This is a genomic window from Enterobacter sp. BNK-13 (genome assembly GCF_048685015.1).
Classification (GTDB): Bacteria; Pseudomonadota; Gammaproteobacteria; order Enterobacterales; family Enterobacteriaceae; genus Enterobacter; species Enterobacter quasiroggenkampii.
Genome location: NZ_JBLQTP010000001.1, coordinates 2,891,600 through 2,917,460 on the forward strand (window position 1 = coordinate 2,891,600; position 25,861 = coordinate 2,917,460).

The 25,861-nt window shown below is 56.3% G+C and carries 17 protein-coding genes; 9 read left to right on the forward strand and 8 right to left on the reverse strand.

All coding sequences use genetic code 11. The features are described from left to right. Positions 1 to 22: 22 nt before the first annotated feature. Together apbE and ACMGGQ_RS14015 are read right to left on the reverse strand one after the other, a co-directional pair. Positions 23 to 1,078 carry an FAD:protein FMN transferase ApbE gene (gene apbE / locus ACMGGQ_RS14010; RefSeq protein ID WP_045908705.1) on the reverse strand — a complete coding sequence of 352 codons (1,056 nt, stop codon included), beginning with the start codon at positions 1,076 to 1,078 and terminating at the stop codon, positions 23 to 25. 116 nt (positions 1,079 to 1,194) lie between these two features. Then, the gene (locus ACMGGQ_RS14015) at positions 1,195 to 2,307 is read right to left on the reverse strand and encodes a porin OmpC (protein ID WP_048224198.1); all 1,113 of its coding nucleotides are present in this window, start codon (positions 2,305 to 2,307) and stop codon (positions 1,195 to 1,197) included. A gap of 743 nt (positions 2,308 to 3,050) precedes the next feature. On the opposite strand from ACMGGQ_RS14015, the gene rcsD reads away from it, so the two are divergent. Both rcsD and rcsB read left to right on the forward strand, forming a co-directional pair. Then, a complete protein-coding gene (gene rcsD, locus ACMGGQ_RS14020) occupies positions 3,051 to 5,723 on the forward strand; it encodes a phosphotransferase RcsD (RefSeq protein ID WP_045908706.1) in 2,673 nt (890 codons plus the stop codon). Between the two features lie 16 nt (positions 5,724 to 5,739). Then, positions 5,740 to 6,390 (forward strand): response regulator transcription factor RcsB, encoded by a 651-nt coding sequence (rcsB, locus tag ACMGGQ_RS14025; RefSeq protein ID WP_003859405.1) that lies wholly within the window; start codon positions 5,740 to 5,742, stop codon positions 6,388 to 6,390. A gap of 111 nt (positions 6,391 to 6,501) precedes the next feature. Here the strand turns inward: rcsB and rcsC are convergent, their stop codons facing one another. Both rcsC and gyrA read right to left on the reverse strand, forming a co-directional pair. Continuing rightward, positions 6,502 to 9,348 (reverse strand): two-component system sensor histidine kinase RcsC, encoded by a 2,847-nt coding sequence (gene rcsC / locus ACMGGQ_RS14030; protein ID WP_048224202.1) that lies wholly within the window; start codon positions 9,346 to 9,348, stop codon positions 6,502 to 6,504. Positions 9,349 to 9,483: 135 nt separating this feature from the next. Then, the gene (gene gyrA, locus ACMGGQ_RS14035) at positions 9,484 to 12,120 is read right to left on the reverse strand and encodes a DNA topoisomerase (ATP-hydrolyzing) subunit A (protein ID WP_048224205.1); all 2,637 of its coding nucleotides are present in this window, start codon (positions 12,118 to 12,120) and stop codon (positions 9,484 to 9,486) included. 146 nt (positions 12,121 to 12,266) lie between these two features. Between gyrA and ubiG the strand changes: the two genes are divergently transcribed. From ubiG to yfaE, 4 genes are all read left to right on the forward strand, one after another. Then, on the forward strand, positions 12,267 to 12,995 hold the full coding sequence (gene ubiG, locus ACMGGQ_RS14040; RefSeq protein WP_045908709.1) for a bifunctional 2-polyprenyl-6-hydroxyphenol methylase/3-demethylubiquinol 3-O-methyltransferase UbiG: 729 nt from the start codon (positions 12,267 to 12,269) through the stop codon (positions 12,993 to 12,995). 347 nt (positions 12,996 to 13,342) lie between these two features. Next, on the forward strand, positions 13,343 to 15,628 hold the full coding sequence (gene nrdA / locus ACMGGQ_RS14045) for a class 1a ribonucleoside-diphosphate reductase subunit alpha (protein WP_045908710.1): 2,286 nt from the start codon (positions 13,343 to 13,345) through the stop codon (positions 15,626 to 15,628). Between the two features lie 100 nt (positions 15,629 to 15,728). Beyond that, positions 15,729 to 16,859, forward strand: coding sequence for a class Ia ribonucleoside-diphosphate reductase subunit beta (gene nrdB / locus ACMGGQ_RS14050; RefSeq protein WP_045908711.1), 1,131 nt, complete (start codon positions 15,729 to 15,731; stop codon positions 16,857 to 16,859). Next, positions 16,859 to 17,113, forward strand: coding sequence for a class I ribonucleotide reductase maintenance protein YfaE (gene yfaE / locus ACMGGQ_RS14055; RefSeq protein WP_025757202.1), 255 nt, complete (start codon positions 16,859 to 16,861; stop codon positions 17,111 to 17,113). The genes nrdB and yfaE overlap by 1 nt, the downstream gene beginning before the upstream one ends. 89 nt (positions 17,114 to 17,202) lie before the next feature. Here yfaE and glpQ read toward each other — a convergent pair whose 3' ends face one another. Continuing rightward, positions 17,203 to 18,258: a glycerophosphodiester phosphodiesterase gene (gene glpQ / locus ACMGGQ_RS14060; protein WP_048029690.1), complete on the reverse strand. Its 1,056-nt coding sequence runs from the start codon at positions 18,256 to 18,258 to the stop codon at positions 17,203 to 17,205. An 11-nt stretch (positions 18,259 to 18,269) separates the two neighbouring features. Beyond that, positions 18,270 to 19,622, reverse strand: a complete 1,353-nt coding sequence (gene glpT, locus ACMGGQ_RS14065) for a glycerol-3-phosphate transporter (protein WP_045354273.1) — start codon at positions 19,620 to 19,622, stop codon at positions 18,270 to 18,272. A 251-nt stretch (positions 19,623 to 19,873) separates the two neighbouring features. On the opposite strand from glpT, the gene glpA reads away from it, so the two are divergent. Genes glpA through glpC form a run of 3 tightly spaced genes read left to right on the forward strand, consistent with a single transcriptional unit; the run spans position 19,874 to position 23,896 of the window. Next, positions 19,874 to 21,502 (forward strand): anaerobic glycerol-3-phosphate dehydrogenase subunit A, encoded by a 1,629-nt coding sequence (gene glpA, locus ACMGGQ_RS14070; protein ID WP_420290187.1) that lies wholly within the window; start codon positions 19,874 to 19,876, stop codon positions 21,500 to 21,502. Then, on the forward strand, positions 21,492 to 22,709 hold the full coding sequence (gene glpB, locus ACMGGQ_RS14075) for a glycerol-3-phosphate dehydrogenase subunit GlpB (RefSeq protein ID WP_420290188.1): 1,218 nt from the start codon (positions 21,492 to 21,494) through the stop codon (positions 22,707 to 22,709). The genes glpA and glpB overlap by 11 nt, the downstream gene beginning before the upstream one ends. Further along, entirely contained in the window at positions 22,706 to 23,896 is a 1,191-nt protein-coding gene (glpC, locus tag ACMGGQ_RS14080) for an anaerobic glycerol-3-phosphate dehydrogenase subunit GlpC (RefSeq protein WP_126289564.1), read from the forward strand. The genes glpB and glpC overlap by 4 nt, the downstream gene beginning before the upstream one ends. 33 nt (positions 23,897 to 23,929) lie before the next feature. Here glpC and ACMGGQ_RS14085 read toward each other — a convergent pair whose 3' ends face one another. Both ACMGGQ_RS14085 and ACMGGQ_RS14090 read right to left on the reverse strand, forming a co-directional pair. Further along, a complete protein-coding gene (locus ACMGGQ_RS14085) occupies positions 23,930 to 25,129 on the reverse strand; it encodes a nicotinamide mononucleotide deamidase-related protein YfaY (protein ID WP_045908716.1) in 1,200 nt (399 codons plus the stop codon). Between the two features lie 93 nt (positions 25,130 to 25,222). Next, complete coding sequence (locus ACMGGQ_RS14090) at positions 25,223 to 25,762, reverse strand: YfaZ family outer membrane protein (RefSeq protein WP_196365123.1); 540 nt, start codon at positions 25,760 to 25,762, stop codon at positions 25,223 to 25,225. Between the last annotated feature and the right edge of the window lie 99 nt (positions 25,763 to 25,861).

Below are 25,861 nucleotides of genomic sequence, written 5' to 3' on the forward strand. Positions count from 1 at the left end.
AAAAAACCCGCAACCTTGCTTTTTAATTTTTGTCGCTGACCAGGAAACTGTTGAACTGCGGCGAGCTCCAGGTTTTGAACCCATCGCCCTCTTTGGTGATCATATAAACCGCCAGCCCTTCCTGACGGACCACTTCTTTGGCTTTTTCCGGGCCGAGAACCATTAATCCGGTATCCCAGGCATCCGCTTCCAGCGCGGTGGGGGCAATGACCGTTACCGAGACCAGGTTATGCGTGATGGGGCGTCCGGTCTGCGGATCAATCACGTGCGAAATACGCTTCCCGTCAAGCTCGTAATAGTTGCGATAGCTTCCGGAGGTGCTGATGCCATGTCCGTTGATATCCACTATCGCCTGCACGGCATTTTGCCGATCGGTCGGTTTTTGAATCGCTACGCGCCACGGCTTATCGCTGGCGTTCATACCCCGACTGACCAACGCGCCGCCCACCGAGACCAGATAACGGGAAATTCCTTCCTGCGCCATCAGTGCAGCAAGATGATCCGCCGCATAGCCTTCCCCGACCGTCGACAGATCGACAAACAGATCGGGGATATCTTTTTGCAGGTACTGCTGCCCGTACTGGTTGATCACGGTCAGATGCTGTAGCCCTGTCCGGGCGCGGGCGTCATCAATGGCCGCCTGTTCGGGCGTCTTCACCGGCTGTTTATTAGGGCCAAATCCCCAGAGGTTCACCAGAGGACCGACGGTCACATCCATCGCCCCGTTGGTTTTATAACCTACGCGCATTGCCTCGGTCACGATATCGGCCATCGCCTCGCTCACCGGCCACAGAGAGGTGCTGGTCGAGAGGTTAAAGCGCATCAGCGCCGAGTCATTTTTATAGGTCGACAGCAGCTGATCGTCGGCGTCCAGCTGCGACTGGATTTTGCCGCGAAGTTCATCCGTGCGTGTTTTATCGAGGTTCATCACGCTGACGCGCCAGAAGGTGCCCATCGTTTTACCTTCGAGCACCGTCGCGGCAGGTGCATCGGTTTTCGCCACGGTCGCGGGATCGTTACACGCGGTTAGGAAAAAAAGCATAGCCAGAAAGCTGGCGCGTAAAAAAGTCATGTCCATTCATTATTATCCTCATGCCAGGGCGGCAAGAGTACACCAAAAAAGGGGCGTTGTGAGAATCTGAGAAGCACAAAAAAGGGGGCCATCAGGCCCCCTTACGTCACACGTTAACGCGATTAGAACTGGTAAACCAGGCCCAGCGCGACGATATCGTCAGTACCGATACCCGCCTGACGGGTGAAGTCATTTTCATCAACCAGGTTGATTTTGTAATCCACGTAGGTGGACATGTTTTTGTTGAAGTAGTAAGTCGCACCCACATCAACATATTTCAGCAGATCCTGATCGCCGTAACCTTCGATGTCTTTGCCTTTAGACTGCAGGTAAGCCACGGATGGACGCAGGCCGAAGTCGAACTGGTACTGAGCAACCACTTCAAAGTTCTGCGCTTTGTTGGCAAAGCCGTAAGCGGTAGTTGGGTTGCTGCCGTTAGAGGTACCGAAACGGGTTGCGTTGTAGGTCTGAGAGTACTGCGCTGCCAGATAGATGTTGTTGGCATCGTATTTCAGGCCACCAGAATAGACTTCTGCGTGATCGCCCTTACCGTATACGCCAGCTGCATTCTGGTCGGCGGTACGTTTGGAGGAGGACATCGCACCACCCACGCTGAAGCCTTCGCCCAGGTTATAGGTCACGGATGCACCGTAGCCGTCGCCGTTCTGGTTCAGCAGGCTGCGACCGTTAGTGTTTTCACCGCTTACGCTGCCGTTTTTACCCTGATACTGCAGAGCAAAGTTCAGGCCATCAACCAGACCGAAGAAGTCCTGGTTACGGTAGGTTGCCACGCCGTTAGCACGGGACTGCAGGAAGTTGTCGGCACCATAGGTGTCACCGCCGAATTCTGGCAGCACGTCGGTCCAGGAGGTCACGTCGTAAATCACGCCGTAGTTACGACCATAATCAAAGGAGCCAGCTTCAGCAAACTTCAGACCTGCGAACGCCACACGCGTCCAGGACTGGTTGTCACCTTCATTGGTGTTGCCCTGGATCTGATATTCCCACTGGCCGTAACCGGTCAGCTGATCGTTAACCTGAGTTTCGCCTTTGAAGCCAAGACGCATGTAGGTCTTGTCGCCATCGTTACCCTTGTCGTCAGAGAAATAGTGCAGACCATCAACTTTACCGTACAGATCTAATTTGTTGCCATCTTTGTTATAAATTTCGGCCGCATTTGCTGCGCCTGCCACCAGGAGTGCTGGTACCAGGAGGGACAGTACTTTAACTTTCATTTTATTAACCCTCTGTTATATGCCTTATAATTGCCACTGCTTACTGGTTAACCCTCATTAACCAGTCGGCAATTTCATTCTCCGCAAAATTACAGAATAATCCAACGCGAATATGATACGAAAACTTTGAAGATGTTTCATTTATCAGTCAACATGTTTCAAAATGTAAACATCAAGGAACTTTTACAAAGCACAAATAGCTTAGAAATTTAGCACTTATAATCAAAAGAAAAAACAGAACCATAATAATCAATAGTTTATAATAAAAATCGTTACAGCACTGAATGACAAAACAAGATCGTACCTAATCTCTAAAATATCTCTCGCTATCATCATTAACTTTATTTATTACCGTCATTCAGTTTTGAATGTCTGTTTATCCCTAATTGAGCCGGATGCTTCGCATTCGGTTTTTTTTTACCTTTCTTTACGTAACTTCTCATTTTTTGTGCTACCGAGCCGAAATTGTAACGACTATTAACTAAATTCTCATCGGCCGTCCTTCGCGAACGCACAATTGATGTAAAACTTAATTTCTTGTTAATTCGTGCTATTTGCTGGCTGAGCGCACTTATTATTTGTACGCGCACGGCGTGTTTGTACATGTTTACTGCGCCGCCCGCCGCCGATATTGTCCGTTGAAAAAGTCGCCTTTTCCCGGACAGTGGCGCTGGAAATTCAGTTATTACCCTTTATACTGCCCTATCGCCACAGAGCATGACCATGACGGGTTAAAGATATCAATGAGTCAGACTGAAACCACCGCCCCGAGTAAATTCTCCCTCCTCCCCGGGAGCATCACCCGTTTCTTTCTTCTTTTGATCGTTGTGCTGTTAGTGACCATGGGGGTGATGGTACAAAGCGCGGTTAATGCCTGGCTGAAGGACAAGAGCTATCAGGTCGTCGATATCACCCACGCCGTGCATAAGCGCATCGATACCTGGCGCTACGCCACCTGGCAGATTTACGACAATATTGCAGCTGCACCGGCCTCCTCATCCGGAGATGGACTTCAGGAGACACGGCTTAAGCAGGATGTCTATTACCTCGAAAAACCGCAGCGTAAGACTGAGGCGCTTATTTTTGGCTCTCACGACAGCGCGACGCTTGAGATGACGCAGCGTATTTCGACCTATCTGGATACCCTCTGGGGCGCCGAAACGGTGCCATGGTCGATGTACTATCTGAACGGTCAGGACAACAGCATGATCCTGATCTCAACGCTGCCGTTAAAAGATCTCTCTTCCGGGTTTAAAGAGACCACCGTGGGCAGCATCGTCGATTCCCGCCGGGCAGAGATGCTGCAGCAGGCGAACGCCCTTGATGAACGTGAAAGCTTCTCTTCCCTGCGCCGCCTGGCCTGGCAAAACGGTCATTATTTTACTCTGCGCACTACCTTCAACCAGCCAGGGCATCTGGCGACGGTGGTCGCCTTCGATTTACCCATTAATGATTTAATCCCGCCGGATATGCCGCTCGATAGCTTCCGTCTGGAGCCCGACAGCAGCACCCAGAACATGCGTGCGGCGTCTGACAAAGAGGCCGCAGAGAGCGTATCGATCTCCTTTAACGGTTCAAAAATCGAAATTGCCTCATCCCTGAACTCGACCGGTATGCGTCTGGTGTGGCAGGTGCCGTTTGGTACGCTGTTGCTCGACACGCTGCAAAATATCCTGCTGCCTCTGCTGCTGAATATCGGTCTGCTGGCGCTGGCGCTGTTTGGCTACAGCACCTTCCGCTTCCAGTCGGGGCGTCAGAGCGACGCCGCGGCGGTCCCGGCTGGTACCAGCAATGAGCTGCGCGTATTACGCGCGCTGAATGAAGAGATTGTTTCCGTGCTACCGCTTGGAGTCTTAGTTCACGATCAGGAAGCAAATCGTACGGTAATGAGCAATAAAATTGCCGACCATCTGCTGCCGCATCTTAACCTGCAGAACATCACTACCATGGCGGATCAGCACCAGGGGGTGATTCAGGCCACCATCAACAATGAACTGTACGAAATCCGCCAGTTCCGCAGCCAGGTGGCTTCACGTACGCAAATCTTCATTATCCGCGATCAGGATCGCGAAGTGCTGGTGAATAAAAAGCTCAAGCAGGCGCAAAGACTGTATGAGAAAAACCAGCAGGGGCGCGCCGCATTTATGCAGAACATTGGCGATGCCTTTAAGCAGCCGTTAAAAACGCTGGCGACCCAGGCGGCGGCGTTAAATACCTCAGAAAGCCACCAGCTTGCCTGTCAGGCCGACTCGCTGGTCAGAATGGTTGATGAGATCCAGCTGGCGAACATGCTGGAGAATGATTTCTGGAAGGGAACCCCCACCCTCTTCTCCATTCAGGATCTGATCGATGAAGTGGTTCCGGAAGTCCTGCCCGTGATTAAGCGCAAAGGGCTGCAGCTGCTGATCAATAACAATCTCCCGGCAAATGATGAACGCCACGGCGATCGTGAAGCGCTGCGCCGCATACTGTTGATGATTATTCAGTACGCGGTGACCACCACGCAGATCGGCAAGATTACCCTCGAAGTCAGTACGGAGGAGTCGGCAGAAGACCGCCTGACGTTCCGCATCCTGGACACCGGGGAAGGCGTCACCACGAGTGAAATTGATAATCTGCACTTCCCGTTCCTGAATGACACGCAAAGCGATCGCTACGGCAAGGCCAATGCCCTAACCTTCTGGCTGTGCGATCAGCTGGCGCGTAAGCTCGGCGGCCATCTCAATATCAAGGCCCGTGAATCTCTCGGCACCCGCTATTCTCTGCACGTGAAAATGGCGGCCAATCCGCAGGAAGAAGATGAAGAGCGTCTGCTGGATGATGTCGTGGTGATGGTCGATGTTACGTCGAACGAGATCCGCAATATTGTCGTTCGTCAGTTAGAAAACTGGGGTGCGGCCTGCATCACGCCGGATGAAAGACTTGCAAGTCAAGAATTTGATCTGTTTTTAACTGATAATCCGTCTAATCTTACTGCCTCCGGCTTGCTTTTAAGCGATGATGAGTCAGGCGTGCGGAAAATCGGCCCTGGCCAGCTGCGCGTCAACTTTAATATAAGCAATGCGATGCAGGAAGCTGTACTACAACTAATAGAAGAGCAGCTGGCGCAGGAAGAGATAGCGGAATCACCGTTAGGCGGTAATGAAAATGCCGAGCTTCACGCCAGCGGATACTATTCACTCTTTGTTGATACAGTACCAGATGATGTTAAGCGGTTGTATACTGAGTCCGCTGCGAATGATTTTGCAGCGCTGGCACAGACAGCACACCGGCTTAAAGGGGTGTTTGCCATGCTTAATCTGGTTCCCGGCAAGCAGTTATGTGAAACGCTGGAACATCTAATTCGTGAGAAAGATGCCTCTGGCATTGAAAAATACATCAGCGACATTGACGCCTACGTCAAAAGCTTGCTGTAGCAAGGTAGCCTTATACATGAACAATATGAACGTAATTATTGCCGATGACCATCCGATTGTACTGTTCGGTATTCGCAAATCACTTGAACAGATCGAGTGGGTGAATGTAGTCGGTGAATTTGAAGACTCTACAGCACTGATCAATAACCTCCCAAAGCTTGATGCACACGTGCTCATTACCGATCTCTCCATGCCTGGAGACAAATACGGTGATGGGATCACGCTCATCAAATATATTAAACGTCACTTCCCGGATATCTCGATCATTGTTCTGACCATGAACAACAACCCGGCGATCCTGAGCGCGGTACTGGATCTGGACATCGAAGGGATTGTGCTGAAACAAGGCGCACCGACCGATCTGCCTAAAGCGCTTGCGGCGCTGCAGAAAGGCAAGAAGTTCACGCCTGAAAGCGTTTCTCGTCTGCTGGAAAAAATCAGCGCGGGTGGCTACGGTGACAAACGCCTGTCGCCGAAAGAGAGTGAAGTTCTGCGCCTGTTCGCAGAAGGTTTCCTGGTGACCGAGATTGCCAAGAAGCTGAACCGCAGTATTAAAACCATCAGCAGCCAGAAGAAATCAGCGATGATGAAGCTGGGCGTGGATAACGATATTGCTCTGCTGAACTATCTCTCCTCCGTCACGCTGAGCGCAACCGACAAGGATTGATCTCCGCTGTTTATGCCGGGTGGCGCTCGCGCTTACCTGGCCTACAAAACCCGCAGGCCCGCGCAAGCGCAGTGCCGCCGGGCAATTAAAAAAGGCCCTTCCGGGCCTTTTTTATATCCGCGTTTTTCTCACGCGCTCCGCGTAAATCGACAATGTCTGCTTCAGCACGTCCAGCGTCACCGGTTTCGACAGACAGCTGTCCATGCCTGACTCCAGACAGCGCTGCTTCTCTTCCGCCAGCGCGTTCGCCGTTACGCCCACCACCGGCAGCGTCAGGCCAAGCTGTCGGATGCGCTGCGTCAGACGGTAGCCGTCCATATTAGGCATGTTGACGTCGCTCAGCACGATATCAATATGATTCTTACTCAGCACGTTTAGCGCATCCACGCCGTCATTGGCGGTTTTGCACTGGTAGCCCAGCGATCCAAGCTGGTCAGCCAGCAGGCGACGGTTAATCGGATGATCATCCACCACCAGAATCATCATATCGTCATTCACCGACGCCAGAGACTCCGGTGACGGCAATCCACCCGCGCCGTCGCTCTCTTCCAGTTCCACTTTGTAGATGCGCGCCAGCAGGCTCAACAGCTCGTGCGGGGTGGCGACACTGTGTACCCATTCCCCTGGTGCACGCTCAACCGGGATACCGATGTGGCGACGGCAGAAGAGCACTGACCCTCTCCCCTGCCACGGCTGTTCCAGCATCTCGTCGGCTATCAGCACATCGTCCACGTCCGGTGTTTGACCTTCATAGCGGCACACCCTCACGCCGCTGTGGGTAAGCAGTGCCGTCAGATAGTCATTCAGCGAGGCGTTATGCACCGCCAGCCAGCAGCGCTTATCGCTCAGCCCGTCTACCGTGGCTTTTGCCGGATACTGCGCCGAATAGAGCGGAATGCGGATGGTGAACTGGCTGCCCATGCCGGGTTCGGTATCCACGGAGATATCACCGTCCATCATGCTGACGAGCTTCTCACAAATCGCCAGCCCCAGTCCGGTACCCTGGAAGTTACGCTGCACGCCGGTCCCGACCTGGAAGAACGGATCGAACAGACGAACCACCTCCTTCGCTGGGATGCCGACCCCCGTGTCGCGCACGCGAATGCTCAGGTAATCCCCCGCCCGGCAGACGTGCAGCACAATACAGCCGGTATCGGTGAATTTAATGGCGTTGCTGAGCAGGTTAGAGATGACCTGCTGCAGGCGCATCGGATCGCCGTGCAGCGTCAGCGGCACGTCCGGCTCAATAAAGCAGTAGAGCCCCAGCTGTTTACGCACCACCAGCGGGAGATAGTTGGCGCTGATATGGTTCATCACCTCGCGCGGCGAAAACTCGCGCGGCTCGATTTTCAGCTGCTCGGACTCGATTTTAGAGAAGTCGAGAATATCGCTGATGATCTTCAGCAGGAGGCTGGAAGAATTGTTCATCGCCGTCACCAGCCGGTCGACGCCTTTCGGCAGCTCTTTAGTCTGCAGCAGGTCGAGGTTACCGATGATCCCGTACAGCGGCGTACGCAGCTCGTGGCTGACGGTGGCAAGGAACATGGACTTCGACTGGCTGGCCTGCTCTGCCGCCTGCGCCATCTCCTGCAAGGACTCTTCCATCTTCACGCGCGCGGAGACATCCACCAGCACGCAAATCGCCACGTTTTCATTGCGATAGCGGGAATGCACAAAGCTGATCTGCAGGTTGGTGTGCGTACTGGTCAACACGTCGACAAAGTTAACCTGCTGACCGCAGATAATTTGCGTCAGCCTCTGCCGGTCTTCGTGCGTCAGCATGTTCAGGTAGTTATGTGCCAGTTCGTTACTCAGGATATTGGTCCCGTCCTGGGTACGCAGAATACAGATCCCCACCGGCGCCGAGGCAACAATCTTGCGGTTAAACTGCTCGTGTTCCTCCAGTCGCTGGGCGTCGCTTTCGGCAGGAATAAAGATTTTCCGCTCATACATGCGCGCCAGCGTGAACAGCGCGCCCCCGGCCAGCAGGTTGAGCAGAATTGCATTCATAATAAGAATGCGTATCCGCTCAAGCACCATATCCACCGGCAGCGAATAGACGATACTGAGCGACGAAGGCGGCAGGCTCTTCTTCAGCACCAGCTCGCGGAAACCTGAGGTATAGCCAAACCACGACCGCTCCTGCATCCAGTGCGGTTCGACGTTCAGACGGTTATCAGGCCCGGCAAGTGAGATCAGCTGATGACCGTTTTCATCCAGAATGGTCACGCCCATGGGCAGGCTGCCCGGGGTGAAGAAGTTTTCCATGCGAATGGTCTGCTCAATCCCCAGCAGCGCCTGCAGGCGATTGCCCAGATAAACCGGCGTCAGGGCGTAGAAATAGCCCACGCCCGGACGCGGGCCCTGGCTCACCCAGAAGATGTTATTGCCGCGCTCGTCCTGCGGTGCATTGCGGTATTTGACAATACGTTCATGCAGGCTTTTCAGCGCATCGTCACGCTCAACGGGCACGTCGCGCAGGCCAAAGTCAGCCATGCAGAGATTCTCGCTGCCAATCAGGAAGACGCGGTTCAGGTCATAGGCGGCGGAGAAATTGTCGCGCCAGTAGCGCATAAACCAGGCGAGCGATTCCAGAGAGCCGCGCCAGGTATTGCTCATGGTGGAGCAATCGGAATCCGGGAACAGCGGCTGGAAATCCGGGACTTCGGTTTTGTCATCACGCCCGCGAAGCGCAAGGATACCGTTTTCCGCCGTCAGACGATTTTCGGCAATATACTTCAGCTCCTTCATCACGTCAGACGTTCGCTGAATGTAGCGCTGGGCCTGGTCGGAGCTTAAGTTAAACTCCTGGCGGATCTCCGCTTCTTTCTGGTGCAGGGCGTTAACGATGTAAAACACCGAGAACAGGGCTACCAGCAGCCAAAGCAGGAGCGCCAGCGCCCGAAACAGATAGCGAGAGACTTTCAGCGTAGTACGAAAGGAGACGAGGTATTTCAAGGGGGCGAGGCTCCGCCGTCGGGGTCAAAAGAATGTGGTTAAGGTAGCGGTAAACGCGCCAGGTCGCAACGTTGACTTATCTGCTTGTGCAAAAGAAAAGGGCCGGAATCCGGCCCTTTTTTGCATCAGGAGACATTACTCGTCAGCGTCATCCGCTACGTCATCGTCGGTGTCGGCTTCCGGCGCGATATCCTCATCGCCTTCCGCAACGCTACCGTCGATGGAGTCGAGCTCTTCGTCATCCACCGGCTCGGCAACGCGCTGCAGACCCACCACGTTTTCATCTTCCGCTGTACGGATGAGGATCACGCCCTGGGTGTTACGACCCACCACGCTGATCTCAGACACGCGGGTACGCACCAGGGTACCGGCATCGGTGATCATCATGATCTGGTCCGCATCGTCCACCTGCACCGCGCCGACAACGGAACCGTTGCGCTCGGTCACCTTGATGGAGATTACGCCCTGCGTGCCGCGAGACTTGGTTGGGTATTCCCCTTCCGCCGTACGTTTACCGTAACCATTCTGCGTCACGGTCAGGATAGCCCCTTCACCGCGCGGAATAATCAGGGAAACAACGCTGTCTTCGCCAGCCAGCTTGATACCACGCACGCCCGTCGCGGTACGGCCCATTGCACGAACGGCGTCTTCTTTGAAGCGCACCACTTTACCGGCAGCAGAGAAGAGCATCACTTCATCGGAACCGGAGGTCAGATCCACGCCAATCAGCTCGTCGCCTTCGTTCAGGTTCACGGCGATAATACCGGCAGAACGCGGACGGCTGAATTCGGTCAGCGCGGTCTTCTTCACGGTACCGCTGGCGGTCGCCATAAAGACGTTCACGCCCTCTTCGTACTCGCGTACCGGCAGGATAGCGGTGATACGTTCGTTCGCTTCCAGCGGCAGCAGGTTAACGATTGGACGACCACGCGCTCCACGGCTTGCTTCCGGCAGCTGATAGACTTTCATCCAGTACAGACGACCGCGGCTGGAGAAGCAGAGGATCGTGTCATGGGTGTTCGCCACCAGCAGGCGGTCAATGAAGTCTTCTTCTTTGATACGTGCTGCAGACTTACCTTTACCGCCACGACGCTGTGCTTCGTAGTCGGTTAACGGCTGATACTTCACGTAGCCCTGGTGAGACAGGGTCACAACAACGTCTTCCTGGTTGATCAGGTCTTCGATGTTGATGTCCGCGCTGTTGGCGGTGATTTCGGTGCGGCGCTCGTCGCCGAACTGGTCGCGGACCAGCTCCAGCTCTTCGCGGATCACTTCCATCAGGCGCTCTGCGCTGCCCAGAATGTGCAGCAGCTCAGCAATCTGTTCCAGCAGCTCTTTGTATTCGTCGAGCAGTTTTTCATGCTCAAGGCCGGTCAGTTTCTGCAGACGCAGATCCAGAATCGCCTGAGCCTGCTGTTCCGTCAGGTAGTACTGACCGTCACGCACGCCGAATTCAGGTTCCAGCCACTCAGGACGCGCCGCGTCATCGCCCGCACGTTCCAGCATCGCGGCGACGTTGCCCAGATCCCACGGACGGGAAATCAGCGCAGTTTTCGCTTCCGCCGGGGTTGGCGCACGACGGATCAGTTCGATGATCGGGTCGATGTTGGCCAGCGCAACCGCCAGCGCTTCAAGGATGTGCGCACGGTCGCGCGCTTTGCGCAGTTCGAAGATAGTACGACGGGTCACCACTTCTCGGCGGTGACGGACGAACGCGCTCAGGATCTCTTTCAGGTTCATGATCTTCGGCTGACCATGGTGCAGTGCAACCATGTTGATACCGAAGGAGACCTGAAGCTGCGTCTGGGAGTACAGGTTGTTCAGGACAACTTCACCCACCGCGTCGCGTTTGATCTCAATCACGATGCGCATACCGTCTTTGTCAGACTCGTCACGCAGCGCGCTGATGCCTTCAACACGTTTTTCTTTTACCAGCTCGGCGATTTTTTCAATCAGACGCGCTTTGTTCACCTGATACGGGATCTCGTGAACAATGATGGTTTCACGGCCGGTTTTGGCGTCCGCTTCCACTTCGGCACGGGCACGGATGTAAATCTTGCCGCGGCCGGTACGGTACGCTTCTTCAATACCGCGACGACCGTTGATGATCGCCGCCGTCGGGAAGTCCGGGCCCGGAATGTGTGTCATCAGCCCTTCAATGCTGATGTCTTCATCATCGATATAGGCCAGACAGCCGTTGATCACCTCAGTGATATTGTGCGGCGGAATGTTGGTTGCCATACCGACCGCGATGCCGGACGAACCGTTCACTAACAGGTTCGGGATCTTGGTGGGCATCACATCTGGGATGCGCTCGGTGCCGTCGTAGTTATCGACGAAATCAACGGTCTCTTTTTCCAGGTCGGCCATCAGCTCATGAGCGATTTTCGACATACGGATTTCCGTATAACGCATCGCCGCAGCGGAGTCGCCGTCGACTGAACCAAAGTTACCCTGGCCATCTACCAGCATGTAGCGCAAGGAGAATGGCTGCGCCATACGAACGATGGTGTCATAAACGGCGGTATCACCATGTGGGTGATATTTACCGATGACGTCACCGACGACGCGGGCAGATTTTTTATAGGCTTTATTCCAGTCATTGCCCAATACGTTCATGGCGTATAGTACGCGACGGTGTACCGGCTTCAGGCCATCGCGGACGTCCGGCAGCGCACGGCCAACAATGACCGACATCGCATAGTCCAGATAGGAGCTCTTCAGCTCTTCCTCGATGTTAACCGGTGTAATTTCTCTCGCAAGGTCGCTCATCTAACCGCTATCCCTCTACTGTATCCCGGATTCAAAGGTCGCAAATTATAACACAGCCGAGGTGATTGAGGTAAACCTATACGCTTTATTCACAGGGATTGCCTGATATACTCATTCGTCTTGCTAAATAAGGAGTAAAAGCGCCCATGAATGCCGAAAAATCCCCGGTGGCTCACAACGTTGACCACGAAGAGATTGCCAAATTTGAAGCGGTGGCGTCCCGCTGGTGGGATCTCGAAGGTGAGTTCAAACCGCTGCACCGTATTAACCCGCTGCGTCTGGGCTATATTGCGGAGCGTTCCGGCGGTCTGTTCGGTAAAAAAGTGCTCGATGTCGGCTGCGGCGGCGGTATCCTGGCGGAAAGCATGGCGCGCGAAGGGGCGAACGTCACGGGCCTGGATATGGGTTTTGAACCGCTGCAGGTTGCCCGTCTTCACGCGCTGGAGTCTGGCATACAGGTAGACTACGTGCAGGAAACCGTGGAAGAACATGCGGCAAAACATGCCCATCAGTACGACGTGGTAACCTGCATGGAGATGCTGGAGCACGTTCCCGATCCGCAGTCCGTGGTGCACGCCTGTGCAAAACTGGTGAAACCGGGCGGCCAGGTCTTCTTCTCAACCCTCAACCGCAACGCTAAAGCCTGGCTGATGGCCGTCGTCGGCGCGGAGTATGTGCTGCGCATGGTGCCGAAAGGCACGCACGACGTGAAGAAATTCATCAAGCCGGCGGAGCTGTTAAGCTGGGTTGACCAGACGTGGCTCAAGGAGCAGCACATCACCGGCCTGCACTACAATCCGCTGACCAATAAATTCAAACTCGCACCGGGCGTTGATGTTAACTATATGTTGCACACAACCGCCAAAAACGACTAACGTCATTCGTTATTCTTATAAAGATTGCGCGACATCATGTTGCGCAATTCTGACCTCCCGTTGAAGAAATCAGCACTCGATCAAATTTTGAATTTTTTTTCTTAATTATTGACATGTCTTCCAGGCCTTACGGTACGAGGACTTAGCCTTTTTTACCCTTTCACAACCTCAATTTAACGTCAAAATCAACCCTTGTGCTGAAAAGATTCGATACTAGAATACTCACCATATAGCGTTTTTCTTATCGCAAACCCCCTATATGTAGTATTTATCCACAGAGTTAGTCACAAGACGGTTCTGTGGATAAGCGGGGGATATTTTTTATTTCACGGACAGGTAAAACCCACATGAATCAGAGTCTGCTGGTGACAAAGCGCGACGGTACTACCGAGCGTATCAATCTGGACAAAATCCATCGAGTTCTCGACTGGGCAGCAGAAGGACTGAACAACGTATCTATCTCCCAGGTTGAACTGCGTTCTCATATTCAGTTCTACGACGGCATCAAAACGTCTGATATCCACGAAACCATCATCAAAGCGGCGGCGGACCTGATCTCCCGCGAAGCACCGGATTATCAGTACCTGGCTGCACGTCTGGCGATTTTCCACCTGCGTAAAAAAGCCTACGGCCAGTTTGAGCCGCCGAAGCTTTACGATCACGTGGTGAAAATGGTTGAGCTGGGCAAATACGACACGCATCTGCTGGAAGACTATACGGAAGAAGAGTTCGAGCAGATGAACGGGTTTATCGATCACTGGCGCGACATGAACTTCTCCTACGCGGCGGTGAAGCAGCTCGAAGGCAAATACCTGGTTCAGAACCGTGTAACCGGTGAGATCTACGAAAGCGCCCAGTTCCTCTACATTCTGGTGGCCGCCTGCCTGTTCTCAAACTACCCGCGTGATACCCGTCTGGATTACGTGAAGCGATTCTACGATGCGGTATCGACGTTCAAGATTTCTCTGCCTACGCCAATCATGTCTGGCGTGCGCACCCCTACCCGTCAGTTCAGCTCCTGCGTGCTGATCGAGTGTGGTGACAGCCTGGATTCCATCAACGCCACCTCCAGCGCCATTGTGAAATACGTTTCCCAGCGCGCCGGTATCGGCATCAACGCCGGCCGCATCCGTGCGCTGGGCAGCCCGATTCGCGGCGGTGAAGCTTTCCACACCGGCTGTATCCCGTTCTATAAGCACTTCCAGACGGCAGTAAAATCCTGCTCTCAGGGCGGCGTACGCGGCGGTGCTGCGACCCTGTTCTACCCAATGTGGCACCTGGAAGTGGAAAGCCTGCTGGTTCTGAAAAACAACCGTGGTGTCGAAGGCAACCGCGTGCGTCACATGGACTACGGCGTGCAGATCAACAAGCTGATGTACACCCGTCTGCTGAAGGGCGAAGACATTACCCTGTTCAGCCCGTCCGACGTCCCGGGCCTGTACGACGCATTCTTCGCCGATCAGGACGAGTTCGAGCGTCTGTACACCAAATACGAAAAAGACGACAGCATCCGCAAGCAGCGCGTGAAGGCGGTTGATCTGTTCTCCCTGATGATGCAGGAACGTGCCTCTACCGGCCGTATCTACATCCAGAACGTTGACCACTGCAATACCCACAGCCCGTTTGATCCGGTCGTTGCGCCAGTGCGCCAGTCTAACCTGTGCCTGGAGATCGCCCTGCCGACCAAACCGCTGGAAGATGTGAACGACGAAAACGGTGAAATTGCGCTGTGTACGCTGTCCGCATTCAACCTGGGCGCAATTAAGAGCCTGGACGAGCTGGAAGAGCTGGCCGTGCTGGCAGTTCGTGCCCTCGACGCTCTGCTGGACTACCAGGATTACCCAATCCCGGCAGCGAAACGCGGTGCGATGGGCCGTCGTACCCTGGGTATCGGCGTGATCAACTTCGCCTACTGGCTGGCGAAAAACGGCAAGCGTTACTCCGACGGCAGCGCTAACAACCTGACGCACCAGACGTTCGAAGCGATTCAGTACTACCTGATGAAAGCCTCTAACGAGCTGGCGAAAGAGCAAGGCGCGTGCCCGTGGTTCAACGAAACCACCTACGCGAAAGGCATTCTGCCGATCGACACCTACAAGAAAGACCTGGATGCGATCGTCAGCGAGCCGCTGCATCTCGACTGGGAAGGCCTGCGCGAGTCCATTAAAACGCACGGCCTGCGTAACTCCACGCTCTCTGCCCTGATGCCGTCTGAGACCTCTTCGCAGATCTCTAACGCCACCAACGGCATTGAGCCACCGCGCGGCCACGTCAGCATCAAAGCCTCGAAAGACGGCGTGCTGCGTCAGGTGGTGCCGGATTACGAGACGCTGGGTGACAACTACGAGCTGCTGTGGGAAATGCCAAACAACGACGGCTACCTGCAGCTGGTGGGTATCATGCAGAAGTTTATCGACCAGTCGATCTCTGCCAATACCAACTATGACCCGACGCGCTTCCCGTCCGGCAAGGTTCCGATGCAGCAACTGCTGAAAGACCTGCTCACCGCCTACAAATTTGGCGTGAAAACGCTGTACTATCACAACACCCGTGATGGTGCGGAAGACGCGCAGGACGACCTGGTTCCGTCAATTCAGGACGATGGCTGCGAAAGCGGCGCATGTAAGATCTAAGCACTTCGCCGGGTGGCGCTACGCTTACCCGGCCTACGGTTTTGTAGGCCCGGCAAACGCAGTGCCGCCGGGCAATAAAATCTCAACAGGACTCACCGCAATGGCATATACCACCTTTTCACAGACGAAAAACGACCAGCTCAAAGAGCCGATGTTCTTCGGCCAGCCGGTCAACGTGGCACGCTACGATCAGCAAAAATATGACATCTTCGAAAAGCTGATTGAAAAGCAACTCTCCTTCTTCTGGCGTCCGGAAGAAGTGGACGTCTCCCGCGACCGTATTGACTACCAGTCGCTGCCGGATCACGAAAAACATATCTTCATCAGCAACCTGAAGTACCAGACGCTGCTGGACTCCATCCAGGGCCGTAGCCCGAACGTGGCGCTGCTGCCGCTGATCTCGATTCCAGAGCTGGAAACCTGGGTGGAAACCTGGGCGTTCTCCGAGACGATCCACTCCCGCTCTTATACCCACATTATCCGCAACATCGTGAACGATCCGGCGGTGGTATTTGACGATATCGTCACCAACGAGCAGATCCAGAAGCGCGCGGAAGGCATTGCCCATTACTACGACGAGCTGATCGAGATGACCAGCTACTGGCATCTGCTGGGTGAAGGCACCCACCACGTGGACGGCAAAACCATCACCGTAAACCTGCGTGCGCTGAAAAAGCAGCTGTATCTGTGCCTGATGAGCGTTAACGCGCTGGAAGCGATCCGCTTCTACGTGAGCTTCGCCTGCTCCTTCGCCTTTGCCGAGCGCAAGCTGATGGAAGGCAACGCCAAGATCATCCGTCTGATTGCCCGTGATGAAGCCCTGCACCTGACCGGTACCCAGCACATGCTGAACCTGCTGCGCAGCGGCACGGACGATCCTGAGATGGCGGCAATCGCCGAAGAGTGCAAGCAGGAGTGCTACGACCTGTTCGTGCTGGCGGCCCAGCAGGAGAAAGAGTGGGCAGACTATCTGTTCCGCGACGGCTCCATGATTGGCCTGAACAAAGACATCCTGTGCCAGTACGTGGAGTACATCACCAACATCCGCATGCAGGCGGTCGGCCTCGACCTGCCGTTCCAGACGCGCTCTAACCCTATCCCGTGGATCAACACCTGGCTGGTGTCCGATAACGTGCAGGTCGCGCCGCAGGAAGTGGAAGTGAGTTCTTATCTGGTCGGTCAGATTGATTCTGAAGTCAACACCGACGACCTGAGCGATTTCCAGCTCTGATGACGCGCGTCACGCTGAGCCTTTCGGGTACAGAAGTGCTGTGCCAGGAAGAGCACCCTTCCCTGCTGGTGGCGCTTGAAGCGCATCAGGTGGAGGTCGAGTACCAGTGTCGTGAAGGCTATTGCGGCTCGTGCCGCTGCCGTCTGGTCGCCGGCCAGGTGGACTGGCTGACCGAACCGCTGGCCTTTATCAACGAAGGGGAAATTTTGCCCTGCTGCTGCCGGGCAAAAGGCGATATCGAGATCGAGATGTGAATGTGTCGGGTGGCGCTTTGCTTACCCGACCTACAAAACCGCAGTTCGTAGGCCGGGTAAGGCGCAGCCGCCACTCGGCAATTTCAGCGTTAATCCTTCAAAAAGCTCACCGCTTTATCCGGGAAATCCGTAAACAGTCCGTCCACGCCCGCCTGCTTATACAGCACCTCATAAAGCTGATTCACATCCGTGGCATACGGCGGCAGCTGGTCTGCACGCACGGTGTACGGATGCACTTGCATCTTGCTGGCATGCGCCTCTTTCACCATCGCCGTCAGCTTCACGTGGCCCGGCGTTGAGCCTTCCGCCACCAGCATATGGTAATCAGGCCCAATGCCGTCGGCGTACTGCGCAATCTGCTTCATCGCGCCCGGCTTAAACATCCAGTCGTAGTTGTAGTTCACCCACGTCCCGTCCGGCTGCTTCTCCTGGGTTTCATTCCAGTCAGTGTAGGCAATCAGCTGCACCAGGTTGAGGTTCATGCCCATCTTCGGCTCCAGCTCGGTTTTGATGCGCTTCAGCTCGGCGGCATCAAAACACTGCAGGTAGACCTTGTCCTTCTTGCTGGTGTAGCCGTACTGTTTCAGCACCTCCAGCGTCTTCGCGGCAATGTCCTTCCCTTCCTGATGGTGGAACCACGGCGCTTTGATTTCCGGATAGATGCCGATGTTTTTACCGGTTGAGTGGTTCAGCCCCTGAACAAACTCAATCTCTTCCTGGAAGGTATGGATCCGGAAGTCAGATTTGCCCATCGGGAAACGTCCCGGATAGACCTGCACCTTCTTGCCGTTTTCAATCTCGAAGCCTTCGGTAAACTTCAGAGAGCGGATCTCCGCCAGCGTGAAGTCAATGGCGTAGAAGCGGCCATCTTTGCGGGCGCGGTCCGGGAAGCGCTCCGCCACGTCCGTCACGCGGTCAAGATAGTGATCGTGCAGGACGACCAACTGGTCGTCCTTCGTCATCACCAGATCCTGCTCCAGGTAATCCGCACCCTGCGCATAGGCCATCGCTTTCGCCGGCAGCGTATGCTCCGGCAGATAGCCGCTCGCGCCGCGGTGGGCAATAACGATTTTATCCGCCGCCAGCGCGGACCCGGTCATCAGGCCCGCCAGCAGCAGGCCTGTCGCTAACTGAGTTAATTTCATCGCAAAGCTCCTTATTGACGACGTGCCAGCACTTCAGCGTGGTGACGTTTTTCCCCGATCATCACAACAATCAGCAGCAGTACCGCCAGCACGCTACCGCCGATCATCACCATAAAGCCGCCGTCCCAGCCGAAGAAGTCAACGGTGTAGCCCACAATGGCGCTCGCCGCGACCGAACCGCCGAGGTAGCCGAACAGGCCGGTAAAGCCCGCCGCCGTGCCCGCCGCTTTTTTCGGCGCCAGCTCCAGGGCATGCAGACCGATCAGCATCACCGGACCGTAAATCAGGAAGCCGATGACGATCATGCAGGCCATATCTACTGATGGGTTGCCCGGCGGGTTAAGCCAGTAAACGACCGTCGCGATGGTCACCAGCGTCATAAAGAACACGCCCGTCGCACCGCGGTTACCTTTAAACACTTTGTCCGACATCCAGCCGCAAAGCAGCGTGCCTGGGATCCCGGCGTATTCATACAGGAAGTACGCCCAGGAGGATTTATCCAGCGCGAAGTGCTTCACCTCTTTCAGGTAGGTTGGCGACCAGTCGAGGATGCCGTAGCGCAGTAGGTAAACGAACACGTTCGCGACCGCGATGTACCACAGCAGCTTGTTCGGCAGCACGTACTTCATGAAGATCTGTTTTGCGGTCAGCTCTTCTTCATGCTCCTTGCTGTAATCATCCGGATAGTCGTTTTTGTACTCTTCAATCGGCGGCAGGCCGCAGGACTGCGGCGTATCGCGCATCAGGGCGAAGGCAATAATCGCCACCAGAATGGCGCCAAAGGCAGGCATGTAGAGCGCCGCGTGCCAGTCGTTGAACCAGGCCATCCCCAGCAGGAACAGCAGAGGCGGAATACCGCCGCCCACGTTATGGGCGCAGTTCCACACCGACACGATGCCGCCGCGCTCTTTCTGCGACCACCAGTGCACCATGGTACGCCCGCACGGCGGCCACCCCATCCCCTGGAACCAGCCGCAGAGGAACAGCAGCACGAACATGATGGCAATGCTGGAGGTTGCCCACGGCACAAAGCCCATGAACAGCATGACCGCGGCCGCCAGGATCAGACCGGCGGGCAGGAACACGCGCGGATTCGAGCGATCCGATACGGAGCCCATGATGAATTTGGAAAAACCGTAGGCGATGGATATCCCCGACAGCGCGAACCCCAGATCGCCGCGGGAAAAGCCCTGCTCCACCAGATACGGCATGGCGAGCGCGAAGTTTTTACGTACAAGGTAGTACGCCGCGTACCCGAAGAAGATCCCCAGGAAGATTTGCCAACGCAGACGGCGATAGAGCGGATCTATTTCTGCCTCTGGCAGACGCGCCCTGTGGGGCGCAGGTTTGAAGATACTGAGCATAACAGCCTCCGTGGCCTTGAAATGAATGAGCAGGTGGCTCGCACCTGAATTCCAGAGGCGGGGATGTTAAGAAATCACGGTGATTGTTACTGTGAATCAACGCACAGATTGTTACAGAAATATGACAGAATGCGCAAAAAAGCGCATGAAATCACGTTTCACTTTCGAATTCCGCGCGTTTATGTTCGAAATCAAACAAACCACAAAATTAATATGGCTAAATGGTAAAAAACGAATATAGAGGGTAAACAATGACCAGTCACGATCCTCGTTATAGCGATGTGATAATCATTGGTGGTGGCGCAACCGGCGCCGGGATCGCGCGCGATTGCGCCCTTCGCGGCTTAAGCGTTACGCTTCTGGAACGCCATGATATCGCCACGGGCGCAACCGGACGGAACCACGGCCTGTTGCACAGCGGTGCCCGGTATGCGGTCACCGACGCGGAATCCGCACGCGAATGTATTGCTGAAAACCAGATCCTCAAGCGTATCGCCCGCCACTGCATTGAGCCGACCGACGGCCTCTTTATTACCCTTCCTGAAGATGACCTCGCCTTTCAGGACACCTTTATTACCGCCTGCAGCGCCGCGGGCATTCAGGCTGAAGCCATGGATCCGGCGCTGGCGCGGGGGCTGGAACCGTCGGTTAACCCGGCGCTTATCGGCGCGGTGAAAGTCCCTGACGGCACCGTCGATCCGTTCCGCCTGACCGCAGCCAACATGCTGGACGCCCGGGAGCATGGCGCACATATCCTCACCGGGCACGAAGTGACCGGCCTTATCCGCGAAGGCCACCGCATCTGCGGCGTGCGGCTTTTTAATGCGCAATACAATGAACACAGCGAGCTGTATGCCACCGTGGTGGTCAACGCGGCGGGGATCTGGGGGCAACGGATTGCGGAATACGCTGACCTGTCGGTGCGCATGTTCCCGGCGAAAGGCTCGCTGCTGATCCTCGACCACCGCATCAATAACCACGTGATCAACCGCTGCCGCAAACCGTCTGATGCCGATATCCTCGTGCCGGGAGATACCATTTCGTTAATCGGGACGACCTCAACCCACGTGGACTACAGCGAAATTGACTACAACCGCGTCACCGCTGAAGAGGTGGATATCCTGCTGCGCGAAGGGGAAAAACTGGCGCCGGTGATGGCGCAGACGCGCATTCTGCGCGCCTACGCGGGCGTGCGTCCGCTGGTCGCCAGCGACAACGATCCGAGCGGACGTAACGTCAGCCGGGGCATCGTGCTGCTCGATCACGCCGTGCGCGACGGCATGGACGGGTTTATCACCATCACCGGCGGCAAGCTGATGACCTATCGCCTGATGGCCGAGTGGGCAACCGATGCCGTCTGCCGCAAGCTGGGGAATACCAGGCCGTGCGTGACGGCAGAACAGCCGCTGCCAGGATCGCGGCAGTCCACCGAAAAAACGCTGCAAAAAATCATCTCTCTGCCCGCGCCGCTGCGCGGGTCCGCGGTATACCGCCACGGCGACAGAACGCCACCGTGGCTCGGTGAAGGACGAGTAAGCCGCAGTCTCGTGTGCGAGTGCGAAGCCGTCACCGCCGGTGAGGTGCAGTACGCGGTGGAGAACCTGACGGTCACCAGCCTGCTCGATCTGCGCCGACGCACCCGTGTCGGAATGGGCACCTGCCAGGGCGAGCTGTGCGCCTGTCGCGCCGCCGGGCTGTTGCAGCGTTTTCACACCACCACCGCTACCCAGTCGCTCGATCAGCTCAGCGCGTTTTTAAACGAGCGCTGGAAAGGTATTCAGCCTGTCGCCTGGGGCGATGCCCTGCGTGAAAGTGAATTTACCCGCTGGGTCTACCAGGGGCTTTGCGGTCTTGAGAAGGAGCAACACGATGAAATTTGATACCGTGATTGTCGGCGGCGGGCTGGCGGGCCTGCTCTGCGGCATTAAGCTCACAAAGCAGGGGCTGCGCTGCGCGATTATCACCCGGGGGCAGAGCGCCCTGCACTTCTCGTCGGGCTCGCTGGATCTGGTAGACGAAGCGTACCGCGATAAGCTGCCACCAGAGCACCCGTATCACCTGATTGGCGCGCAGCATATTGACCGCTTTGCGCTGGAGACCGAAGCGCTGCTGGCAGACTGCGGCGCACGTCTGCAGGGCAGCGCCCGGCTCAATCATCAGCGCGTCACGCCGCTCGGCACCCTGCGTTCCGCGTGGCTCAGCCCGGAGGAGGTGCCCGTTGCCCCCATTCGCGCGGAACGCGTGCGGGTGGTAGGGATTAGCGGCTTTCTGGATTTCCAGCCCCATCTCGCGGCGGCGTCGCTCTGTCGCCAGGGCGTTAACGCCGAAACGGCAGAGATAGAACTGCCTGAGCTTGATGTCCTGCGCGATAACCCGAGCGAGTTTCGCGCGGTGAATATCGCCCGTTTTCTGGATAACGAAGAGAAATGGCCGCTGCTGTATGACGCCCTCAGGCCGCTTAGCGATAACTGTGACGCCCTGCTGATGCCCGCCTGCTTCGGTTTACGCGACAACCGGCTCTGGCGCTGGCTCTCGGATCGTCTGCCCTGCTCGCTCGGCCTGCTGCCCACGCTGCCCCCGTCCGTGCCCGGCATCCGCCTGCACACCCAGCTCCAGCGCCAGTTTGTTGCCCAGGGCGGCGTGTGGATGGCGGGGGATGAGGTGAAGAAAATTACCCTGGTGGACGGCGCGGTAAGCGAAATCTGGACGCGAAACCACGAGGATATTCCGCTTCGCGCCCGCTATACGGTGCTGGCAAGCGGCAGTTTCTTCAGCAACGGGCTGCTAAGCAGCCGGGAAGGCATTCGGGAAGCTATTATGGGGCTGGATGTTCGCCAGCGAGCCTCTCGCGCGGACTGGTATCAGAGTGATTTCTTCTCGCCGCAGCCCTGGCAGCAGTTCGGCGTGATTGTCGATAACCACCTGCATCCTCAGCTTTCCGGTAAGCCCGTCAGTACTCTTTTTGCCATCGGTTCGCTGCTGGGCGGATACGATCCCATCGCCCAGGGATGCGGTGGCGGAGTCTGCGCCGTCACGGCGCTGTATGTGGCAGAGCAGATTAGCCAGCGCATGGAGGCTGAACAATGAACGACACCCGTTTTGAAAGCTGCATCAAATGCACGGTGTGTACCACCGTCTGCCCGGTCAGCGGCGTGAACCCACGCTATCCCGGGCCTAAACAGGCCGGGCCGGACGGCGAGCGCCTGCGCCTGAAGGACGGCAAGCTGTACGATGAAGCCCTGAAATACTGCATCAACTGCAAACGCTGCGAAGTCGCCTGCCCGTCGGATGTGAAAATCGGCGATATTATCCAGCGCGCCCGGGCGCGCTACAGTACGCAAAAGCCGTCGCTGCGGGACGCGATTCTGAGCCACACCGATCTGATGGGCAGCGTCTCTACGCCCTTTGCCCCCATCGTGAATGCCGCGACCGCTCTCAAACCGGTGCGCCAACTGCTGGATGCCACGCTGAAGATAGACCATCACCGCAGCCTGCCGAAATATTCTCACGGCACCTTCCGCCGCTGGTATAAATCCGTGGCGGCGGAGCAGGCGCAGTACGCCGAGCAGGTGGCCTTTTTCCACGGCTGCTATGTGAATTACAACCATCCGCAGCTGGGTAAAGATCTGCTGAAGGTGCTGAACGCCATGGGAACCGGCGTACAGCTGCTTAGCAAGGAGAAGTGCTGCGGCGTGCCGCTGATTGCTAACGGGTTTACCGATAAAGCGCGCAGGCAGGCTCAAAGCAATGTCACCTCCCTGCGTGAAGCCATCGTCGATAAAGGCATACCGGTGCTGGCGACCTCGTCCACCTGTACCTTCACCCTGCGCGATGAGTATCCGCATCTGCTGGACGTGGACAACACCGGCCTGCGAGAGCACATCGAGCTGGCAACACGCTTCCTGTGGCGCAAGCTGGACAGCGGGCAGACGTTGCCGCTGGGGAAATTGCCGCTGAAAGTGGTGTATCACACGCCGTGTCATATGGAGAAGATGGGCTGGTCGCTCTATACGCTGGAGCTGCTGCGGTTAATCCCGGGGCTGGAGCTGACGGTGCTGGACTCGCGCTGCTGCGGGATTGCGGGAACCTACGGCTTTAAGCGTGAAAACTACGAAACGTCGCAGGCGATCGGCGCTCCGCTGTTCCGTCAAATTGAGGAGAGCGGCGCGGATATCGTGGTGACGGACTGCGAAACCTGCAAGTGGCAGATTGAGATGTCCACCAGCAAGCGCTGCGAGCATCCGATTACGCTGCTGGCAAAGGCGCTCGGGTGAACATGGCCGGGGCGAAAGGCCCCGGCACAGGCGTTACTCCACGAACAGCGACTCAACCACGTTAATCCAGCCGTGCTCGCTGGCCACCTCTTTGCCATTCAGCCAGCGGCGCAGCATGTTCAGCGCCATCATAGCGCACACCTCCTGACGCACCGCCAGGCTGTGGCGGGTAATGCTCATTTTTACCCGCAGGGCGTGGGTGCCCTCGGGCGTCGCCAGCGCGAAGTTGAGATGTTCTTCATCCAGCCCGCCGACAAACAGCGCCAGACCGGCAAAATGCTTCACCCTTCTCTCGGACGCCCAGCGGGCGGTCTGCGCCAGGGTCTCCTGCTGGAACGGCACCACTTCGCTCGCCAGCAGCGGCGCGTTGACGCGCGACAGCTGAAGTGCCAGCAGGCCACCGGTGAACTGCTCGCTTAAGGTCACGCTCAGTTGACGCGCCTGCAGCTGCTTCGCAATCTGCGCGGGCAACCCTTCCGTACCTTCAAAGATCAGGCTTTCGCCCGCCACGCGCTGCACCTCGGGCCACAACGCCAGCATCGCCTCTTTCTGTTCGGCCGGGCCTGTCAGCTTAAGTTCAATGATCGGCATGGAGGAGCGATAGCCCATGGACACGCCCGGCGGCAGCGGAAGGTGATCGAGGCTCTGGGCCAGATCGCTTTCCGAGCGACCAAAGGTGGTCAGACGCAGGCACAGCGGCGGTTCCGGCAGGGTAAAACGATCGCGAAGGCGCGGCAGGATCTGCTGCTCGACCATCACTTTAAATTCTGAGGGCACGCCCGGCGTGAAGAACATCAGACAGCGGTTCAGCTGCATGGCAAACCCACACGCGGTACCGACCGGGTTATCGACCAGTTCAGCACTGGCGGGAATTTCAGCCTGTTTGCGGTTGCTGGGGGCCATGACGCGGCCACGTTCGGAGAAAAAACGCGCCATCTGCGAGAGCCACGCCTCATGCAGCACCAGCCCTTCGCCTTTTGCGGTCGCGGCGGCCAGGGCGCTGAGATCGTCACTGGTGGGACCGAGCCCGCCGTTCACAATCAGCACGTCGCACTGTTCACTGCGCTCGCGCAGAACAGCGACCAGTGACTCAAGATTGTCGCCCACCGTATTGCGGCGCGTTAACGGTAATCCTTGCTCAAAGAAAAGATCGGCCAGCCAGGCAGCATTGGTATCAATAATTTGTCCATGCAGCACTTCGTCGCCGGTGGATAACATCTCCACGTTAATCATTGTGTTCTCCCGCTTATTTGGTCAAAACACTATAGCGCAAACGCGGGGTGGAGCAGAGAGAAACTGGCGCGACAGCATGCCGCGCCGGAGAGATTAGAAGCCTGCGCTGACGCCCACGTACGGGCCGTCGGCCAGCGCGTTATCGCGGTTACCGTCTTTGCCGGCCAGGTTCAGATAGCGATAGCCTGCTTCGATGGTGATTGGACGCATTATGGTCCAGCGTGCGCCAGCGTTGGCCTCTTCATAGCTGTCGATACCGCTTGAGAGGGAGTCTGGAGAGTAGTAGTACTCACCAAACAGGCCAAAGCTGTCGCCAATTTTCCACTGCAGACCGCCGCCCACTGCCGCCGCGTACCCTTCATCACCGTCATTTGGGTTGGTATAGATACCTTTACCGCCGACGGTCGCCAGGAACGGGCCAAGAGGAACGTTGAAACCCAGGCCGAGGCTGGCCGCGTCGCCGTCGTCATCGTTATGCGTCCAGCCGCCGGTCATCGCCAGACCGGATGTCTCGGTACCCATGCCAAAGCCCAGGTGGGTATAATCCTGACCCGCCGAGCCGTTAATGCTAATGGCGTTCGCCGCCGCAGATACAACCATCAGGCCGAAGCCCAGTAATGCCACTTTTTTCATTGTCGTGATCCCGCACAATTTTTATAGAGAAGTCCCAAAACCGCGAGATTTTAACCTGGGTCTTCCGGGGATCAAGCACTCTGCGTGCGGCCGGTCAGT

Excerpts from the sequence above, each read along its gene's own strand:
- glpQ (WP_048029690.1), bottom strand. The coding sequence starts at position 18,258 with ATGAAATTAACTCAGTTAGCGACAGGCCTGCTGCTGGCGGGCCTGATG.
- rcsB (WP_003859405.1), top strand. The coding sequence starts at position 5,740 with ATGAACAATATGAACGTAATTATTGCCGATGACCATCCGATTGTACTG.
- glpB (WP_420290188.1), top strand. The coding sequence starts at position 21,492 with ATGAAATTTGATACCGTGATTGTCGGCGGCGGGCTGGCGGGCCTGCTC.
- glpC (WP_126289564.1), top strand. The coding sequence starts at position 22,706 with ATGAACGACACCCGTTTTGAAAGCTGCATCAAATGCACGGTGTGTACC.
- gyrA (WP_048224205.1), bottom strand. The coding sequence starts at position 12,120 with ATGAGCGACCTTGCGAGAGAAATTACACCGGTTAACATCGAGGAAGAG.
- glpA (WP_420290187.1), top strand. The coding sequence starts at position 19,874 with ATGACCAGTCACGATCCTCGTTATAGCGATGTGATAATCATTGGTGGT.
- nrdB (WP_045908711.1), top strand. The coding sequence starts at position 15,729 with ATGGCATATACCACCTTTTCACAGACGAAAAACGACCAGCTCAAAGAG.
- ACMGGQ_RS14090 (WP_196365123.1), bottom strand. The coding sequence starts at position 25,762 with ATGAAAAAAGTGGCATTACTGGGCTTCGGCCTGATGGTTGTATCTGCG.
- ACMGGQ_RS14085 (WP_045908716.1), bottom strand. The coding sequence starts at position 25,129 with ATGATTAACGTGGAGATGTTATCCACCGGCGACGAAGTGCTGCATGGA.
- glpT (WP_045354273.1), bottom strand. The coding sequence starts at position 19,622 with ATGCTCAGTATCTTCAAACCTGCGCCCCACAGGGCGCGTCTGCCAGAG.
- yfaE (WP_025757202.1), top strand. The coding sequence starts at position 16,859 with ATGACGCGCGTCACGCTGAGCCTTTCGGGTACAGAAGTGCTGTGCCAG.
- apbE (WP_045908705.1), bottom strand. The coding sequence starts at position 1,078 with ATGGACATGACTTTTTTACGCGCCAGCTTTCTGGCTATGCTTTTTTTC.
- ubiG (WP_045908709.1), top strand. The coding sequence starts at position 12,267 with ATGAATGCCGAAAAATCCCCGGTGGCTCACAACGTTGACCACGAAGAG.
- ACMGGQ_RS14015 (WP_048224198.1), bottom strand. The coding sequence starts at position 2,307 with ATGAAAGTTAAAGTACTGTCCCTCCTGGTACCAGCACTCCTGGTGGCA.
- nrdA (WP_045908710.1), top strand. The coding sequence starts at position 13,343 with ATGAATCAGAGTCTGCTGGTGACAAAGCGCGACGGTACTACCGAGCGT.
- rcsD (WP_045908706.1), top strand. The coding sequence starts at position 3,051 with ATGAGTCAGACTGAAACCACCGCCCCGAGTAAATTCTCCCTCCTCCCC.